We start from the raw sequence: 18,215 nt of genomic DNA, 5'->3' as shown, positions 1-18,215 counted from the left end.
GCCGAGGGTCTTGCGGGGTCGGCTGTTGAGGGTGAAGGCGACGGCCTGGAGCTCTTCGACACCCCAGCGCGACAGGTCCGGCCCCTTCGGAAAGTACTGCCGCAGCAGACCGTTCGTGTTCTCGTTGGTACCCCGCTGCCAGGGACTGTGGGGGTCGGCGAAGTAGACCCGGAGCCCGGCATCGACGCGAAGCTGGGCGTGCTGGGCCAGTTCCGTGCCCCGGTCCCACGTCAGCGACCTGCGTAGTTGCTCGGGCAGCGTCGTGATGGTGGCGGTGATCGCGCCTTTCACGGCCTCGGCACCGCGGCCGGCCAGCGCCGGCCCGTTCTTGGTGCGCGGTTCGAGGCCGAAGCCTTCCATCCGGGGCAGATGCAGCAGCATGGTGAACCGCGTACTGCGCTCGACCAGCGCGCCGATCGCCGACCGGCCGGTGCCGATGATGAGATCGCCCTCCCAGTGCCCCGGGACAGCTCGGTCCTCGGCCTCGGTCGGCCGCTCGCTGATCAGCACGTCAGCGGTGACGTGCCCGCGGACACTCTGCCTGGTGCGCTCCCGAGGGACCCGCAGTGAGCGTCCGGTACGAAGACAGGCGACCAGCTCGCGCTTGAGAGCCCCGCGTCCCTGGACGTAAAGGGCCTGGTAGATCGCTTCCGGGGAGATCCGCATGGACTCATCTTCAGGGAAGTCCACCTTCAGCCGCTGCGATATCTGCTCTGGACTCCAGGAGGTCGCCCAGCGCCGGTCCTGACGGCGGGGCTTGTTCCTGCCCTGCCACGGCGGCACCTGCGGTCCCTCGACGACCCGGCCGTCCAGGCCGTGGACGACGTGCCCGGCCAGCCGGTCCTGCACGTACTCGCGCAGGCGCTCGTCGGCCACCAGCTTCGCCGTCTTCGGCCGCTGAGCCCGCCGCTCGGCATGCCACTGCGCCAGCGAGGCCCGGTACTCCAGGTGGTAGCTCCGCGTGAAGGCATTGCGCCGCAGCTCCCGCGAGATCGTGGACGGCGAACGACCCAGACACCGTGCAATGGCACGGACCCCGATATTCCGGGCCCGCAGCAGCGCGATCTCCTCCCGCTCGGCGAACGACAGGTACCGGCCGGAGACGATCGGACCAAGGCACGGATTCACCCCGCCAGCATGCCGAAACCACCTCGAACCCACCGCAGGCGAGACCTCGATAACAGCCGCGGCGTCCACCGAGCTCACCCCCCGCGCGATCGCCCGCCAGAACCTGACCCGGTCCTTGTCGGTGGCGGGTGAAAAGTGGACCGTTGGCGGATTGCGCCCCCCTTGTGACCGGCGCCCGCGCACGGAAGAACACGCGGTTACGCCCCCACACGCCCCCACCGCAACTCTGGCCCTTCTCACTACGGGAGCAAGACAGTTGGGGGAACGACGCGCCTCGGCGTCAACGGTCTGTCCTGACCTTTGGGGAACGCTTATGCCTTCTGCCTTTTGTTTTTCAGGTCTTCGTGCCCGGCGGGTTTTGGCCGGGGTCACGGCCACGGTCGGTGTCCTGCTGCCTGCGGTCGTAGCTGCTCCTGTCCATGCGGCCCAGGCGCCGTACACCACGCCAGGCAGCTCCAGTTCCGCAGCGCCGGCCGGCAAGGTGTTGTACAGCACGCCGGGCGACCACGAATTCGATGTGCCGCCCGGTGTCACCCGTATCACCACCTCCGTCACCGGCGCCGGCGGAGGCGGCGGAGGCGGCGGAGGCGAGTTCGGCGGCTCCGGAGGCGGTGGAGGCGGAGGCGCCACCGTCCACTGCACCCTGAATGTTCAACCCGGCGAACGCCTGCTCATTCATGTTGGGGCCGGCGGGGCCGGCGGTCCAAGCGAAGAGAACGGGGAGAACGGGGATACCTCCCAGATCACCGTCGGCAAGGACATCAAGGCTCAGGCCAACGGCGGCGTAGGCGGCAAGGCCGGCGGCCTAGGAGCCGGTGGAGGAACCGGTGGCACCGCCGTGCGCTGCGGCAAGGGGACCCACGCCAAACTCCACAACGGGAACCCCGGCAGCGGAGGCTCTACCGGCGCCGCCGGAGGCGCACCCGGTGCGAAGGTACCGAGCGCCTGCCCCGCCGGCACCGGACAGGGCGGCGACGGCGGCAACGGCGCCGGCAACAACGGCAACAACGGCTGCGTCGTCCTGAGCGGCAGCGGCGTGGGCACTCCCCCGAAGAAGACACCCTTCGAGATCTTCGTCCAGGAGCTGACCGGGAAGACCATCACGCTCGAGGTCGTAGGAAAGGACAAGATCAAAGACGTCAAGGCCAAGATTCAGGACAAGGAAGGGATCCCGTCGGACCAGCAGCTTCTGACCTTCCAGGGCAAGGTGCTGGAGGACGCGCACACCGTGGCCTACTACAAGATCAAGCCCGAGAGCACCCTCCAGCTCGTTCTTAAAAAGCCAAATCCATGAAGTTACGGGTCTGCTAAGACCGTCCGCCAGTAGGTCATCGGATGCGTGAGGTGCGGGGTCGTGTGTCCCATCGGTAGTGGGTCCAGGCCCGGCGGATGAGGTGGCGGACGGTGACGAAAATGCTGGCCAGAGCGATGTAGAACTCGATCGTGGCCTTGCGTCGTTCGGTGCAGCGGCGGAGTTTTCCGAAGTTGTTCATCCAGGAGTTCGTGCGCTCGACGACCCAGCGTCCGCCGGTCTGGATCGCGACCTTCTCTCCGCGTGCGGTGATCCAGGCCTGGACGCCACCTCCTCGCCGCCCGCCCCCTGGCGACACGAAATGACCGAACGATTCATCACCTGGAAGCAGACCACCGGCTGCACAGCAGCATCCTGACCGCGACCCGGCGACACGAGCACCTCCCACACACCCGAACTCACCGATGAACACCACAAGTTGATAGCACCCGGAAACAGATCACCGGCATCGGACACCAAGCCGGACAGCCGGCGCTGCCGCCCCGTACCGGACCTTCCGTCCAGGCCGGCGAGCAGCCCGTTCGATCCAGGTCACACCGTCCGGGGGGCCGTCCTCGATGCCGTGCCCGGCGGTCTGGCTGTTCTCGTAGTACCGGACCAGGCCTTCCAGTAATGGCGTCTGGGCCCGTAAGCGGACGGCCATCGACGGTGTCAGCTCCTCGCCGTCAACCAGTACCCGGCCGCCCGCGCCTGCCGCGACGGAGAACATCGAACCGTCCGACGCGAAATGGAACCGCACCAGCGCCCCCTCGCCCAACAGGCCCGCCCCGACCGCTTGCTGCCACGCTTCCCACCGCCACGAAACCCCTTCAGCAAACCAGCCCGGCACCTCCCCCGCACCACCGACCGCCCCACACCCCAGACCGCCCCGCCCATCCCCCACCGCACCCAGGTCCACCACAAAATCCCTCCACACTCACTGGCCTCCGAGCGACAACAACGAGCCCCACCACCCCCAGGAACCGCACCACACCAGCCAACCCACCCAAACGAACCACCCGCACCGCCAAGGCCGACGCCCCCGCTGAGGACACGGCACTCACCCCTGCCCAGTCCACACGCATGACCGATTCAGCTTTCCGCCACCACATGAGGATTTGAGCCACGTTCATATGCCAGGGACACAACCGGCCCCAACGCCACTACACTCGATACCCAGATCTTGGAGGAAAGCAGACCGGAGCCAAGGAATCACCCCGCCAGGGACGGCCCCCGCGAAGAGGGCCCGACCGTGGGAATCCGGCATGCGGGCGCCGTTCCTCGAAGCGGCACGACAGAGACCCCGCACCTCCGCCAAGACGTCCCGGGGTCTCTGTCAACAGTCGCCGAGGCAAACCACCCCCACAGCGCAAGCGGAGACTGCTCACGCCACCCGTCAATGCCCAGGTCCTCAAATATGGAACGTTCAGCCGAATACCACCAACAGCCCCCAAACCCGATGGGACATCAGACGGATCTACACCTGGACGCGAAGCTGACGCCACCAAAAAGCACGGGACTTCCCCCATCGGGGAAGTCCTGAGGTGATCCCCGTGGTGTGGACACACCTGACAATGGATCTTGTTGATCCTGGAAGGTGTAAATCCACGTGGCAAGGCCCTCGAAGTACAGTGCGGAGTTCCGGTCCGACGCGGTCGCGTTGTGGCGGGCCTCGGCCGGCAGGCGGACGTTTCGGGACGTCGCGGCCGATCTGAACGTCAACCCCGAGACGCTGCGGACCTGGGTGCGTGACGCCGAAGACCGTCCGGTCGCCTCCGGCGCGTCGCAGGACACCGAGGCCGAGCTGGCCCGGCTGCGGGCGGAAAACGCCAGGCTGGCCAAGGCGGAGAAGGAATGGCAGCTCGAGCGGGAGATCCTGCGACGGGCAGCCGCCTATTTCGCGCGGGAGATGAAGTGAGGACCGCCGCTTGGGACTTCGTCTCCGCCCACGCCGAGATGTACGGCATCAAGCGGATATGCCGGGTACTGGAAGTTTCCCGCTCGGGCTACTACCGGTGGATCGCCGGCGCCCAGGCGCGGGCCGAGCGGCAGGGAACCGAGGACGCCCTGGTCGCCGAGATCCGCGAAATCCATGCCGAACACCGCGGAAACTACGGCGCGCTCCGAGTCCATGCCCAACTGCGGGGCTTTGGGTACACGGTCAACCGCAAGCGCGTGGCCAGGCTGATGCGCAAGCACGGCATCGTCGGCCGCCACCTGCGGAAAAAGAAGCGCACCACGATCCCGGACCGCCTGGCGCCGCCGGTGCCAGACCTGCTCCAGCGGGACTTCACCGCCGGCACGCTGGACGAGAAGTGGTGCGGCGACATCACATACGTGCAGGTCGGAACCGCATGGCTCTACCTCGCTTGCGTCATCGACATCCGATCCCGCCGGGTACTCGGATGGTCGATGGCCCCGCACATGCGGGCCGAGCTCGTCATCGACGCACTCCAGGCCGCGGTCGCGACCCGCGGCGGCGACGTCACCGGAGTGATCTTCCACGCGGACCGCGGATCGCAATACACCTCGGCCGCGTTCGCCCAGGTCTGCGATCGGTACGGCATCCGCAGGAGCATGGGCCGGGTCGGCTCCAGTTACGACAATGCCCTGGCCGAGAGCTTCTGGCAGGGCCTGAAACGAGAAACGATGCACCGGAAGCTGTTCTCGACGTTCCGTCAGGCGAGGCTGGAGATCTTCCAGTGGCTCACCTACTACAACGCCCGCCGACGCCACAGCGCGCTGGACTACCTCTCCCCAATGGAGTTCGAACAGCAGCACCACAAGACAGTTAAACTCTCACTCGCAGCATGACCCCTGTGTCCACATTCCGGGGGTCACCTCACGTGCGATGGGCCGTCAGAAGCGTGCACTGTCACCTTGCCGGGGGCGTGAACGGCTGGGGGCGTGCGGGGCCCTGGAGCTGTTCTGGTTCAGGCTGTCGCGGGCAGGCCGGCGAGGCCGGTGATGTGGTTCCAGAGGGTGAAGCGGATCATCATTTCGAGTCGGTAGCGGCCGGTTGGCATCAGGTGCCGGTGGGGGCGGAAGTGGGGTGAGATCCCGGTGAATGCGGACAGGAACCGCTGTACTCCGCCGGGGCTGCGGAAAGCCTTTCATCGTGCGTTCCCGCTGCCTCGTGGGCTGGTGGGAGTTCTCCGCCCGGTTGTTCAACCCCTTGTGCGAGCGGTGCTCCACTGAGGGCATCACCTCCCGGTGTGCGGCCCCGTAGGAGGCGAGCTTGTCCGTCACGATCACCCGCGGCACCGCGCTGCTGATCTTGATCAATTTCCGGAGGAAACGCCTGGCCGCGGCCTTGTCCCGACGTCCCTGCACGAGGATGTCCAGGACGTTGCCGTCCGCGTCGACGGCCCGCCACAAGTACTTCCGCTCGCCGTTGATCTTGACGAACACCTCGTCCAGGTGCCATTTGCCACTGGGGCGCGGGCGCCTGCGGCGCAGCGCGTTGGCGTAGGTCTGGCCGAACTTCCTGCACCACCGCCGGATGGTCTCGTAGGAGACGACGATGCCGCGCTCCAGCATCAGCTCCTCGACCTCGCGGCAGCTGAGGGGGAAACGGAAGTACAGCCACACGCAGTGCGAGATGACCTCGACCGGGTAGCGGTGGTTCCTGTACGACGGCACCACGGACGACACGACCGCCCACCTCCCCAGACCCGGACGACAAAAAGATCATCCCAGACCGTCGGACAAGGTGACAGTGCCTCAAGACTTCAGCGACCCGTCCCGTGAAACTGCGCAGGAGCCTGTCACGGACCCGCCACATCGAGCTCGCCACCAGCATGAACAGCGCTCCACGGCCAGTGACAACAGACGGCTCCCCGCTGACAACTCACTGCAGATTCACAACTCACAGAGGCTGGCCACGAGGAGGTCGCGTGATGCGCGACGTGTGATTTTCAGTGGTTGGCGACAGAGCTTTCAGTAGGTGTTTTTGCTGGTGGGCGGGTTGCGGGGTGTCGTTCTTCTGCTGAAGGCCGGTGTCGTTTCCCGCTAAAGGTCTGCTGTCGCGTGTGTGGGGGTGGGTGGTTAGCGGCGTTCGGGGCAGTGCCTGGTTCCGTTGCGTTACAGCCGGTCAGCGGCTATTCCACCGCATCGTGGGGCCTCGGTCCCCACTACTCCCTGTCCTTGGCAGCGTCCGCCAGCCACGCCGCCGACCACCACAGCTTCCCGAAAGTTCCCACTTATTCCGGCACACACGTGACATACCCGCTGCAGTGCACGTCGAACACCCATCTTGCTACTGAGACATGGCAGCCGACCTTCCCCGACCACTCAGTGCGGTCTGGTGGCGGACTGCCACGTCTCAGCCAGGGGTCTACCAGCTGATGCGAGCGGCGCCGTTACCTCCAGGACTGCCCTGTACCCCGCTTCCCCCGCTGTCGCCGCCGAATCCCGCCCTGCCACTGAGCGCCTGATAGGGAGTACGCGGGTCTCCCTCGGCAGACGCCTTGAAAACGGCCTGGGTGGGATAAAGGCTCGGGCCCTGGGCACCGCCCCCGCCGGCGCCACCGTAGCTGCCGCCGCCGCCGTCGCCGCCGCCGCTGCCGTGGCCGCTGCCGCCGTAGCCGCCGCCAGCGTCGCTGCTGCCGCCGCTGCCGGTGCCGCTCCCGCCGGTGCCGCTCCCGCCTCTACCGCTGCCGTAGCCGGTGTTGCTTGCGCCGTCCTTGCCGTTGCCGCCGCCGCCGCCACCACCGGATTGGCCGTTGGTGGCCTGGGCGCCGAAGCCGCCCCCGCCGCTGCCGGCGCCACCACCACCGCCACCGCCAGCGAGGACGATGGGGGTGTTGCCGGTGGGATAGTAGGTGGAGTCGCCTTGGGCGCCGACGTGGACCTTCTGGCCTGGCTTCGGGGTGATGACGTACCTGACGTAGGCACCGGCGCCGCCGTTGCCACCGCCGCCACCCCTATTTCCACTGCCGCGGGTGCCACCTCCTCCTCCGGGTCCCAAGAGTTCGAGAGTGACTGATGTGACGCCCTCGGGGATGGCGAGGGTGTGGTCGCCGGGGTCGGTGAAGAGGGACATCGCCAAGGTTGTGGTGCTGGGGGTGACGGGACACCAGTCGGTGCCTTTGACGAGACATCCGCTGTCCTTGTACACGCCGTCTACGTCCTCTTTGGTGGCGACGATTTTGGTAGTGGCCCAGGTGATGCCGTTGCTGAAGTCGGCGGGGAGGCCGGTCCAGGCGGAACTGATAGGGACGGGATACTGACTGTTGTCCCAATGATAGTCATCGTCGGCGACGGGTACACATTGGGAGCCATTGAAGAACCAGATTTTGTGGTCGTTCTGGGAGTACAGGGCAGCGTCGACCGAACCGAACGCAAACACCTTCCCGTCACCGAAGTCGCAGCCGAAAACGTCCTTGATGGGGCGGGCGCTGGTATCGGTGTTTCGTTCTGATCCGGTGTCCTTTTCGATGGAGACCCGGAAGCACTGACTTCCCTGGAACAGCCAGACATCCGACGACTTACCCAGACAGAGCGCAGCATCCAGCTCCTTCGACCCATCCAGACCGGCAGGGTTGTCAGGTGTAAAAATTTGCTGGTCGATCAGGTCGGAGAGATTTCCGGTATCGGCGGGTGTGTCACCCCACCAGGGCTTTCCCTTGGCCGGGTCCCACTCGTAACGGTCATAGGAAGCCTGGCTACCTGTTCCGTAAATGCAGTACATGCTCGGCATAACCGCAGCACCATGGGCATTCGAATCCGCGCCCCGCCAAGGATTATGCTTGCGCGCAGAAAACACCGCATTGTAGGCTTTCATATCAAAACTCCCTTTACCTCTTTAACCCCGGAATATTCTTAAGGACTGGGCCGCGGAGATCACGCACCGGACGCCACGCATAGAGCGACACGCCCCAGCGGACCCCCAGATGTCTGAGAGCCGGATGCCAGCCCCCAGACACACTTCAGTCCTCACCCTTGTATGTGCAGCCACCGTCACTGCCCCTCGCCCGTCGGCGTACCTTCCCCGCATCTCGGGAGGACCTCAGTGCACGCGACTGACCGAGCGTGGAATCGACAGCACCAGGCCTGGAATCCGGGGTCATGTCAATCCCCTGGAACAGAGCTCGGTCTTGGTCCTTGACCGAATGCGTCTTCGCGGAAGCGGTGGCACGCGGGGCATCGCCAGATGGTGCTGATCAGGCGTTGTCACCTTGTTCGGTGATCTGGGACGGTCTTCGGGTTGGTCCGTGTCCGGGGAGGGGGGCCGTCGGGGTTGTCACATTGTCGGCGGCTGTTCGTTTGATGGTGCGTCTGGCCGGAAGTGGGGTGAGATCCCAGTGAACGCGGACAGGAACCGCTGCGCCCCGCCTGGACTGCGGAAGCCCTTCATCGCGCGTTCCCGCTGCCGGGTGGGCTGGTGGGAGTTCTCCGCCCGGTTGTTGATCCCCTCGTGGGAGCGGTGCTCGGCCGAGGGCATCAGCTCCCGGTGCGCGGCCCCGTAGGAGCGGAGCTTGTCCGCGACGATCACCTTTGGTACCTGTCCGGTGACAGTGAGGAGCCGGCGGAAGAAACGCCTGGCCGCAGCCTTGTCACGACGGTTCTGGACCAGGATGTCGAGGACGTTGCCCGTCGGCATCAATGGCCCGCCACAGGTACTTCCACACCCCGTTGATCTTGATGGACACCTCGTCCGGGTGCTACTTGTCACCCGGCTGTGGGCGCCGCCGGCGCAACGCGTTGGCATAGGCCTGGCCGAACTTCAGACACCAGCGCCGAACGGTCTCATAGGAGACGACCACGCCCCGCTCCAGCATCATTTCCTCCACCTCACAGAAGCTGAGGGGACGTCGAGCGTGGAAGAAGCGCAACCAACAGGGGCCCCTCGGACGCCGGTGTGATGAGTGAAGTCAGCACGCCAACGACCAGGGGCCCTGCCACGTCACCTCCACCCCACTTGACCTGCCCTTTCACCCTCCAGGAGCCGGGATGAAAAGGGGTCAGTGAGTGGCCGTCAGGGATCCTTTTGGCCCCCCTGTGTTCCCCTCTCGGTGGTTGGCCAGGGGCAGGAAGTGTTCACCTGCGGGATCGAGGTCCACGTCGAGTCCGTTCATCAGCCCGGCCAGCATGGCGTAGTAGCCGACGGTGATGGTGAGCTCGACGATTTCCCGGTTGGTGTAGTGGCGCTGCAGGGCGCTGAGGGCGGGCGGGGCCAGGGTCCGGTTGGCCGTGAGTTCCGCGGCTGCCGACAGGGCGGCAGCTTCCGCGTCGGTGAACTGCGGCGGGTGGCAGGGGCGCAGGGCCGTGAGAGTGGCGAGCTGCACGGGGGTTACTCCGGCGTCCAGCGCGATCGGGGTGTGCTGGAGGATCTCGTAGTGGCACCGGGTACGGGCGGCGACGGCCAGGATGACCATCTCCCGGAGCTGAGGGGTGAGGGCGGTGGAGCCGAGGAGGGCCAGGCCGAGGTCGATGGCCGGGCCGGTCAGGGCCTCGGCGTGGGAGAGCATGCGAAAGGCGTTCAGCGGCGCGGGCAGCCGGTCGAGGGGGGTGGCGGGCCGTGCCGGGTAGGGGATGCGGGCCATCGGGTGCTCACCGGCCGGAGGGGGAGCCGGGAATGGTCTGCCAGCGCAGGATGGCGGTGCCCCAGGTCATTCCCGCGCCGATCGAGGTCAGCAGGATGTGCGCGCCGTCGTGGAGCCGGCCCGCTGCCTGGGCGGCGTCCAGGGTGATCGGGACCGACGCGGCTCCGGTGTTCCCGTAGTCCTGGCCGGTCATGAAGACCTGCTGGGGGGCGGCGCCTGCCTTGGCCAGGACCTGGTTCACCAGGTGGACATTGGCCTGGTGCGGGATAACGAGGTCGAGGTCGGTCAGCAACATCCCGGTGGCGTCCAGGGCTTCGTCCAGGGCGCGCGGCAGCCGGTCCTCGATGAAGGCCCGGGTGGAGCGGCCGTCCATGACCAGGGTGTAGGGATCACGGGAGCGGCGGCCGTCCAGGATGATCTGGACGTAGTCCGCCTTGTTGCCGTCCGAGCCGATGGTGGAGTGCAGGAATCCGTAGGGGGCGGGGACGGCGTCGATGACCACCGCGCCGGCACCGTCCCCGAAGAGCGCCGCGGTACGGCGGTCTGTGCGATCCAGGTGCGGTGAGTATCGCTCGGATCCGATGACCAGGACCGGTCCGGTGGTCAGGCCGGCGGTCAGAAAGGCCAGTGCGGTGTGTACGGCGGTGGAGAAGCCCGCGCAGGCGGCGTTCACGTCCAGGGCGGTGGCCCGGTGTGCGCCGAGGCTGCCTTGGACGCCGCAGGCGATCCCGGGGACGAATTGACCGGGAGTGGAGGAGGCAGCCACGATCAGCGTCACCCGGGCGGCGGGAACGTCCGCGGCGGCCAGTGCCTTGCCGGCTGCCGCGGCGGCCATGTGGGTCACGGTTTCGCCCTCTGTGGCGACACGGCGGCTGGTGATGCCCGTCTTTTCCTGGATCCACTGGCCGGGCTTCTCGAAATGGGCGGCGACCTCGTCGTTGGTGAGTGTCTGCGCGGGCAGGTAGGACCCGGTCCCGGTGATACCGAAAGGCAGGAGATTCGTCATGGCTTGGCTCTCTGTGATGCGGGGCTCGGGACGCGGGCCTCAGCCGCGGCCAGGGCCTTGACGGCTTGGCCTGCTTCGGCGGCGAAGACCGTCGCCGGCCGGAAGGCGCGGTAGTTCCAGTGCGCCCGGGCGCATGCCTGTCCGCCCTGGAGGATGTCGATCGTTACGGCGAACGGCATCCGGTCGCAGCTGTCGGTGCCGTCGCCGTGCGTGTTGATGGAGAGCACGAGTTCGGCGGGCAGGGGAAAGACGAAGCGCTGGAAGTCGATGTCGAAATGCTGCATGACCGCGTAGTGCTCGTGCCCGTGGGCGGCGAAGAACCGCCGCGTCACCGCGATGATCATCTGGCAGCAGGCTTCCATCAGCAGCAGGCCGGGGATGTGCTGCCGGTCAGCGGTGTGGTCGAGGATCATTTCGGTGCCGTCGGTGACGACCAGATCCGCCGCATAGCTCAAGGGGCCGCACTCCCGCAGGTCCGACAGCAGGACATTGGGCTGCCGCAGTTTGAGCACCTGGGCGGGCGCGGTGAGTGCGGCGGGGCCGGGGGCCAGGCTGGGCGGCTCGGGCAGCCCGCTGCGGGCGATCTCCTCCCCGAGATGGGCCCACTGGTCTGCGTCAATGCCCTGCCCCGGGGCCAGTACGGCGGGAACGGGAAAGGGCAGCACTCCGGTCCGTACGGCCTGCCGTACCGCGCCCAACGCCATGACTGCGTCATTGTCAGCGAAGGTGGCGAAACGGTCGGCGACCACATGCATCACCTGCTCCACAAGGCATCCTCTCCCGTTCACTATTCGGCGATCATCGTGCTGTAGTTCCAGCGGAAGACCGGAACGTCCAAGTCGGCCTGTCGGCGTGTCTCATCCAGGGCCAGGTATTGCTCATAGCGCCCGCAGTACGCCACCAGCCGCTTCGCGTCCGAACTCTGGACTGCCGTTCACAGCGGCCTCCTTGGTCAAATAGGCGCCCCGAACGGATGGCTTGCCGAAGGTCCCCGCTCAGCCGTGTATGGGCGACGATCCCTGGAGGAGTGGAAGCTCCAGAGACCCTCTTCACATGCAGCGGGGTACACATCCTTGCCGCTATGACCGAGATCGGGAAGGCGCATCCAACCCGGCGCTCAACGTGCACATGGCCGTTTGACTACCGTGTTGCGTAGACCCGCAGTGTCGAACACTGAACGCCTAGCCGATTCATATGAGTTCGGCGCATCCATCACGAGCACAAACTCCATCCACGATTCTGGAGAGTCTGTAGCTCCACGCAGAATCGTTCCCCCATCAAACCCCTGGAGGGATACAGTCGAGCGTAACCGCATCTTCAGCTGCCACTGCTGCGTAAATCTCGACCTTTAGCAGAGTAAGCCCAGTTCGCCCTCCAGCTCTCGATTCAAGGAGGGTGAAGACTTGAATCTCGCACAGTCTTCATCTTCCTTGCCATAGCCTCCCCTGCTCCCCGTAGGCCCCCCTGCACGATCAGTGTCGATGATCATCTTTTCGGTCGATCCGCATAGGTGCCATGGCCTTTAGTCCCGGAAGGCCTGGGTCTTCCGACCTGCAGGAACCACCGGTACCCGGTGGAGATCATCTCGCACTGCGCGTGGTTGTACTTCCGCTTCCCCCTCAGCTTCCGCGAGGTCGAGGAGCTGATGCTGGAGCGGGGCGTGGTCGTCTCCTACGAGACCGTTCGGCGCTGGTGTCTGAAGTTCGGCCAGGCCTGTGCCAACGCGTTGCGCCGGCGGCGCCCGCAGCCGGGTGACAAGTGGCACCCGGACGAGGTGCTCATCAAGATCAACGGGAAGATCCACTACCTGTGGCGGGCCGTCGACCAGGACGGCAACGTCCTCGACATCCTCGTCCAGAACAAGCGGAACGCGCAGGCGGCGAAGCGGTTCTTCCGCCGTCTCCTCAAGGACTGCGAGTACGTGCCCCGCGCGATCGTGACGGACAAGCTGCGTTCCTACGGAGCCGCCCGCCGCGAGGTGATGCCCTCGGTGGAGCACCGCCCCTCGAAGCACCGCAACCCGGCGACACGAGCGCCTCTCACATACCCTAACTCACCCATGAATAGTGCAAGTTGACAGCACCGATCGACGCGCTGATCGCCGACGCGAGGGAGTCCGGGTGCCTCAGTGCCCTGCCTCGATATCGCTATGCGTCACTTTCCATTCAGGGCAGGGATCGGACCAGACAGGAGCAATCATCCCCTATTAGCACAAGCTGGTGTACAACCCTCGAGCCCTTCAGTTTCGTCATGCCCCAACTCCAGACTTCAAGCGGGCCGTTGGCGGCGAGTTCGGGCTTGGCTCGGGCCGGGTGGACGGCCTGGTCACGGCGGTCGGTGGCGTGTCCGCACTTGTGCCGGATCAGCCGGTACATCGTGGTCGTCGAGCACAGGTAGCGGTCCTCGTCCAGCAACGTGGAATACACGTGGGCCGGGGCGGCGTCGGCGAACCGGTCCGAGGCCAGCACCGCGAGCACCTCGGCCCGCTCGGCCTCGGTCAGGACCTGGGGCTGGACGCGCTCCGCATGCGGCACCGGGGCCGGCTTCGGCGAGGCCGGCGTGATGCGGCGGCGGTGGAAGGACTGGCGCGGGACGTTCATGACGCGGCACGCGGCCGCGATTCCGATCTTGTCCTTGAGTTCCTTGGATTGAGAACAACTGGCGGGTCACACTTTTAGTGATGACCTGTCACTCCGCCCCTGCCACCCTCGGCCATATAGTAAGAGATACAGTTCTGCGTGTCTGAGCGTGACAAAAACCGCCGGCTTCCGAAGAGCATATTGTACTGTCTCCCCCCCTCCCCCTCGATGTCCCGCGCCAGTGGCTCCATCCCGTGGCGAGCCATCTCAGCCACGACGTCGCCGACAAGCCATTGACTCTCCCAAAATAAGTGCTCTTCCACCTCGATCTTCGCGATGTCACAACGGTCAAGAAATCGATGCGCGCCCGACAAGACCTCCTTCGACGCTCCCTCGACATCCATCCACATGGCGAAATGGCCGGTCTTGTTTCCGAACTCATGGTCAAGAGTTGTCGCTGGGACGGAGACTTCTTCGTATGCATTGACCCCGAGCCAATTGTTGCTCGTCCGCTTGAGCAGCGAGTTGTAGCTCTCCATCCGGTCGTCGTGCCCGCTTGAACTGGAGGTGATAACGAAGAATGAGACCCTGTTGCTTCCCGTTGAGTCGACGAGTGCTTGGTGGCGATAATCCACACGTGCTGCCGAGTAATCCTTCGATTCCGAGAATCCCTTGTATACATATGGATTCGCCTCGAAGGCGACCACTTGACACTCCGGCAAGAGAGCGGCCACATGCATTGAGGCATGGGCTTCGAAGGCACCCGCTTCCACGAACAGAGACGGCTTCAACAGGACCATCAGGTCGTAGAACAGGGCATCGAGCATGAACGCGGACCGGCTGCGGGCTTCGACGTGCTGGGTGCCACCTGGAACCATGGCGGCCAGCCGCTTCTGGATTTCTGCTGGACTATTAGTCATCGACTCTCCCTATCCTTCTGCCTATCCTTCTGCACGAGACTAATGGGGAATCCGGCTCCTGTGCTGAGATTGGGTGAAGGGGCGTTGTCGCGTTGTCAGGCGCTGTGGTCGGCTGATAATGCGTCAGGGTGCGCCAGGGGCGGGAGTGGCTCGCGGTTCAACCGGTGGCGGGCAGGCCGGTGGTGTGGTTGCAGATGGTGAAGCGGATCATCAGCCGACCACACCGCCCGACTCAGCCCAGGTCGAACGTCCAAAATCTGCCCGTTCAATTTAAATCCTGCAGTCGTACGCGCCTCCCTGGTCCACAGACCGAAGGCGTTTACGGAATATCAATGATAACAACGTCAATCCACCCAATGCCGCCCCATCGACGCTTGACGCGAAATGGAATTTTCCGCCTCTCCAGGTAAGGGACGACAAGCGCCCCCTTGGTCCCGTGAGAATCCGGATAATACTGCACGTCATCAATAGCGATCAAGCCGGGGTGGCGCACCAGATTCACCGCGATTTGATATTCGGAGAAAATTAGGTCGGGGTCGTTGCCGGAATCCAGCAGGATGAAGTCGAAGCTTCGCCCTTGCTCGTAAAGCTTTTGAAGATGCGTGACGGAATCTCCAGAAATCAAGTTAGCCTTGTGTGACAACCCTGAGGTCGCCAGGACTTGACGCGCCTCCGATGTATCTAAATCGACAGAGGTTAGACGCCCTTGATAGTCCCGAACATGCTGAGCAAAGGCCAATGTAGACCAACCATCCGCGAGGTGGTGACCCGGCGCGGAGTTCCTGATGCAACCGGTCTCCAGTACGTCCAAGCCGTCCCGATCGCACACGCTTCGCATGTGAGACAACTCTTGGCAGAGGATGTCGGTCATAGTGGGTGGCAGACCCTGGATTTCTGAACTGATTTCACAGGGAACGGCGGGAACGTCATCCCTTAAAAAGGGCTTGAAGGCTACCTCGGTCATTCCGATTACCTCGTTTTCCGGTCAAGAGGAATATCTAATTGAAATTTAGGGACGGGGTGGAAAATTCTGCGGAGTGTTGCACTATTTGGCGATCCATTGTGCACGATTAGCGATAATGGTGAAACTTCCAGATGGCTCTTGGGTGCTACGAAGTGGGCTTTTGTGACGCCTGCGTCTGAAGTGGATGCTGCAAAGAATAGAGAGATCGGATTAGGCGACCTGAACGGGAGTGGACAGAGAACTCCGGCTGCCTACAGTGAAGGACAAACTCGTTACCCCGAACGGGGCATCGCTGAGGGCAGCTGCAGCCAGCCAGGCCCTGGACTCGGAACCTTGGCCAAGGAGCCCCAATTCGACCTGAGGGAAGGTGAGAGTCTGACCGTCGTGCCCGAGCATCCCGGCGTGAAATGTTGAATGGTCACCAGACTTGACGGTGAGGACGTAACTGGGGTTGCCTTCGGGCACGAACCGTAACCCCATGCCTGGCGGCAGCGTGACCGTGATGTCCTGCGGGGGGATGGGTTCCGTGCCCTGGCCGCGGAGCGTAACCCCCGGATATCCAGCACCATGACCCCGTGTGAGCACGGCGTTGGGCGGACCGCTGGGCGATACATCGAACAGGCCTTGTCCGCTAACGACGTGGATCGCCCCTGAAGGAGAGCGCTGCTCGCCGACCGAGAAATTGAGATCCGTCACGCCTACCGGGGCACCCGGGGATGCCGCGACTACTACCCAAGCGGCGGAAGTCGCACCCGCCGTCGGAAGCGCCAGATCAACCTGCTGGAAGGTGACCGTCTGCTCGTTGGTGGACGTGGTCCCGGCATAATTCTCCAGTGTTCCGTTGGAACCCATCACGGTCAGCAGAAAATCCGTGCCGCCCGGCTTCTCAAACCGTAGTCCCCTATCAGAGCGGAGGGTCACGGTCACATCCCTTGGGGATACCGGTGCAGTACCCGTGTTCTGCAACGCAACACCCGAATACCCGGGCCCACCCCCTTGGGAGATAGTGGTGTCTCCCGATGATGACACCGAGAATTCTCCCGTAGCGCCGTTCTCCGGGAGTGGATCGTCGACTTCCTTGACGGTCCACACCATGCCGTCGGACGCGATATACGCCACACCTTCGGCATCGATTGTTACGGCACCCGCATTACCGAGATTAAAGACTGCTAAATCCCTGTCGCGTGACACTTGGTACCCTGAAAAACCATCGCCCGCAACCGGTGCGCCACCGACTGGAATACGCCACATGTCCCCACTCGCCGTCACGATATAGGCATACGTGAACGCATTACCGGGGCCGGAATTGTGTCGCAGAAACAAATTCTGCGGCCGAGACATCCCGGTCGCGACGACTGCTTTGTCCCCGCCAGCCATGGGAACCTTCCAGAGCACACCCCCGGAACTGTCGGAAACGTAAGCCGTACCGTTTCCTGTTTCATCGAGGGCGACACGGCACCAGGACCCCAGCCCCGTGGCGATGGGGAACCCCGTATATCCCGTTTCAAGGTCGACCCAGTACAGTTCACCACTTCGGTTGGTTACGGCTGCATTCCGGCCGTCAGCAGTCACTGAAATGCCGCACGCATCCCTTACGGTGGTGATGGAGCGGGGTGCTGCCTCGATCCCTTGATCCAGAGGGAGAAGCCAGATCTTACTGCGTTGGTAATCTGCTACATAAAGGTCTGCAATGCGCCCCGTGGTTCCACCGCCATCAAGATCCATGGCATAGCAGTTTGCGTCCGCACTTGACTCGCTTACCTGCGCCTCACCCTTTGGAATCTTGTTGATTCCGTCACTTGTGGAACCAACGTGCAAGAAATCCACGCCTGAAAATGCGATGCCAGTGCCATTGCGGGGACCGGTAACCTTGGATGCAAGTGGGGATTGTGAAGCATCGATTGCGCTTCGAGCCATCAGCTCGTTTGAATGCGTTGCAAGAGCGGATTTTTCAGCTCCGGGTGCGGTCCCATTAAGGTAACCCAGATCCAACATTGCGACACTCCTTTCTCAGTTTATGGTGCAGGTCAGCAGCCAAGCCCGGTCCAACGACCTGGCGGCTTCTACGTCCTACGAATCGGAAGCCCCCTCGCCACCAAACGAGTGAGTGTGAGCCGGGGGGTGTCTCTATGCCCTTTGTCAAGGACATGGTGCCGGGCATGAGGCTGTTCGGGGTGGTCATGCGGCGAGGGTGATGGTGGGTGTTCGGGGCTCTTAGCCGTCGCGGAGCATGGCGCGTTTGATCTGCCGGTTTCCGCCTCTGGGTGTCTGTTCGCCGTGCATCGAGGTCCCCGACGACTTCGTCGTCGGGGCGAGGCCGGCGTAGGAGGCGAGGTGGGCGGCGTTGGGAAAGCTGGTGCCGTCTCCGACGGTGACCAGGAGGACGGTGGCGGTCCTGAATCCGACTCCGGGCATCGAGGTCAGGACCGGGTGAAGAGGGTGGGCGTCCAGCAGGGTGCTGATCGTGTAACCAGGGACTGCGTGGGGTTGTGATCGTCTTCGGTTCTGTGTCCGTGAGGGTGTGGGGCCTGCAATGCCGATCGGCGGGTTCGGGCCGTACCCCGAGCGGCTGCGGGACCAGTGCTGACCGCCGGGCCGGCCGCCAACCGCAAGAACCGACCGGATCACCCAGATCGTCAAGGCCGTTAGTCGTCCTTCACCACGCCTCGACGTGAGGTTGGAAAACCCTCCAAAGGTTCCGAGGGGGATGGCGCGGGTGGTGACATACGAGTGGGTGAAGAAGTTGTGCCCGGTAGTTGCTTCTTGTGAGCGGAGCCGGG

General features: G+C 64.4%; 12 protein-coding genes and 6 pseudogenes. 3 read left to right on the top strand and 15 right to left on the bottom strand.

Annotation, left to right across the window (positions count from 1 at the left end; translation table 11 throughout):
• On the bottom strand, positions 1-1,311 hold a 1,311-nt coding region (locus AC3IYJ_RS41370), incomplete at its 3' end, for an IS30 family transposase (RefSeq protein ID WP_489403345.1).
• Between the two features lie 301 nt (positions 1,312-1,612).
• Between AC3IYJ_RS41370 and AC3IYJ_RS41365 the strand changes: the two genes are divergently transcribed.
• Positions 1,613-2,422, top strand: coding sequence for a ubiquitin-like protein (locus AC3IYJ_RS41365; protein ID WP_489399271.1), 810 nt, complete (start codon positions 1,613-1,615; stop codon positions 2,420-2,422).
• A gap of 34 nt (positions 2,423-2,456) precedes the next feature.
• On the opposite strand, the pseudogene AC3IYJ_RS41360 reads toward AC3IYJ_RS41365, so the two are convergent.
• Positions 2,457-2,693 (bottom strand): annotated as a pseudogene (locus AC3IYJ_RS41360) (IS5/IS1182 family transposase); the annotation flags it as partial.
• Between the two features lie 186 nt (positions 2,694-2,879).
• Positions 2,880-3,338, bottom strand: a complete 459-nt coding sequence (locus AC3IYJ_RS41355; protein ID WP_489399270.1) for a hypothetical protein — start codon at positions 3,336-3,338, stop codon at positions 2,880-2,882.
• 690 nt (positions 3,339-4,028) lie between these two features.
• Here AC3IYJ_RS41355 and AC3IYJ_RS41350 point away from each other — a divergent pair.
• Positions 4,029-5,233, top strand: a protein-coding gene (locus AC3IYJ_RS41350; RefSeq protein WP_489399112.1) for an IS3 family transposase whose coding sequence is annotated in 2 segments (ribosomal slippage) — positions 4,029-4,269 and positions 4,269-5,233 — 1,206 coding nt in all. Because the reading frame shifts where the segments join, the coding sequence is not laid out codon by codon here.
• 119 nt (positions 5,234-5,352) lie between these two features.
• Here the strand turns inward: AC3IYJ_RS41350 and AC3IYJ_RS41345 are convergent.
• From AC3IYJ_RS41345 to AC3IYJ_RS41315, 7 genes and pseudogenes are all read right to left on the bottom strand, one after another.
• A pseudogene (locus AC3IYJ_RS41345) lies at positions 5,353-6,073 on the bottom strand (IS6 family transposase).
• Positions 6,074-6,755: 682 nt separating this feature from the next.
• Entirely contained in the window at positions 6,756-8,204 is a 1,449-nt protein-coding gene (locus AC3IYJ_RS41340) for a hypothetical protein (protein WP_489403344.1), read from the bottom strand.
• A gap of 480 nt (positions 8,205-8,684) precedes the next feature.
• Positions 8,685-9,255, bottom strand: a pseudogene (locus AC3IYJ_RS41335) (IS6 family transposase); the annotation flags it as partial.
• Between the two features lie 129 nt (positions 9,256-9,384).
• Positions 9,385-9,966: a carboxymuconolactone decarboxylase family protein gene (locus AC3IYJ_RS41330; RefSeq protein ID WP_489403343.1), complete on the bottom strand. Its 582-nt coding sequence runs from the start codon at positions 9,964-9,966 to the stop codon at positions 9,385-9,387.
• Between the two features lie 7 nt (positions 9,967-9,973).
• A complete protein-coding gene (locus tag AC3IYJ_RS41325; protein ID WP_489403342.1) occupies positions 9,974-10,972 on the bottom strand; it encodes a 3-oxoacyl-ACP synthase III family protein in 999 nt (332 codons plus the stop codon).
• A complete protein-coding gene (locus tag AC3IYJ_RS41320; RefSeq protein WP_489403341.1) occupies positions 10,969-11,676 on the bottom strand; it encodes an AfsA-related hotdog domain-containing protein in 708 nt (235 codons plus the stop codon). The genes AC3IYJ_RS41325 and AC3IYJ_RS41320 overlap by 4 nt, the downstream gene beginning before the upstream one ends.
• Positions 11,677-11,759: 83 nt before the next feature.
• Positions 11,760-11,885 (bottom strand): annotated as a pseudogene (locus AC3IYJ_RS41315) (DUF5988 family protein); the annotation flags it as partial.
• A gap of 597 nt (positions 11,886-12,482) precedes the next feature.
• Here AC3IYJ_RS41315 and AC3IYJ_RS41310 point away from each other — a divergent pair.
• Positions 12,483-12,992, top strand: a pseudogene (locus AC3IYJ_RS41310) (IS6 family transposase); the annotation flags it as partial.
• A 145-nt stretch (positions 12,993-13,137) separates the two neighbouring features.
• Here AC3IYJ_RS41310 and AC3IYJ_RS41305 read toward each other — a convergent pair.
• From AC3IYJ_RS41305 to AC3IYJ_RS41285, 5 genes and pseudogenes are all read right to left on the bottom strand, one after another.
• On the bottom strand, positions 13,138-13,572 hold the full coding sequence (locus tag AC3IYJ_RS41305; protein WP_489403340.1) for a hypothetical protein: 435 nt from the start codon (positions 13,570-13,572) through the stop codon (positions 13,138-13,140).
• Positions 13,573-13,646: 74 nt separating this feature from the next.
• Positions 13,647-14,471, bottom strand: a complete 825-nt coding sequence (locus AC3IYJ_RS41300) for an FkbM family methyltransferase (protein ID WP_489403339.1) — start codon at positions 14,469-14,471, stop codon at positions 13,647-13,649.
• Positions 14,472-14,790: 319 nt separating this feature from the next.
• Complete coding sequence (locus tag AC3IYJ_RS41295) at positions 14,791-15,435, bottom strand: O-methyltransferase (protein WP_489403338.1); 645 nt, start codon at positions 15,433-15,435, stop codon at positions 14,791-14,793.
• A 210-nt stretch (positions 15,436-15,645) separates the two neighbouring features.
• Positions 15,646-17,430: a COG1361 family protein gene (locus tag AC3IYJ_RS41290; protein WP_489403337.1), complete on the bottom strand. Its 1,785-nt coding sequence runs from the start codon at positions 17,428-17,430 to the stop codon at positions 15,646-15,648.
• 234 nt (positions 17,431-17,664) lie between these two features.
• Positions 17,665-17,898, bottom strand: a pseudogene (locus tag AC3IYJ_RS41285) (transposase); the annotation flags it as partial.
• Positions 17,899-18,215: the final 317 nt, after the last annotated feature.

The sequence above is a fragment of the Streptomyces sp. GL_140 genome, assembly GCF_057834465.1.
Note: the sequence above shows the minus strand (reverse complement) of the source record. Positions and strands in the feature narration are given on the sequence as shown.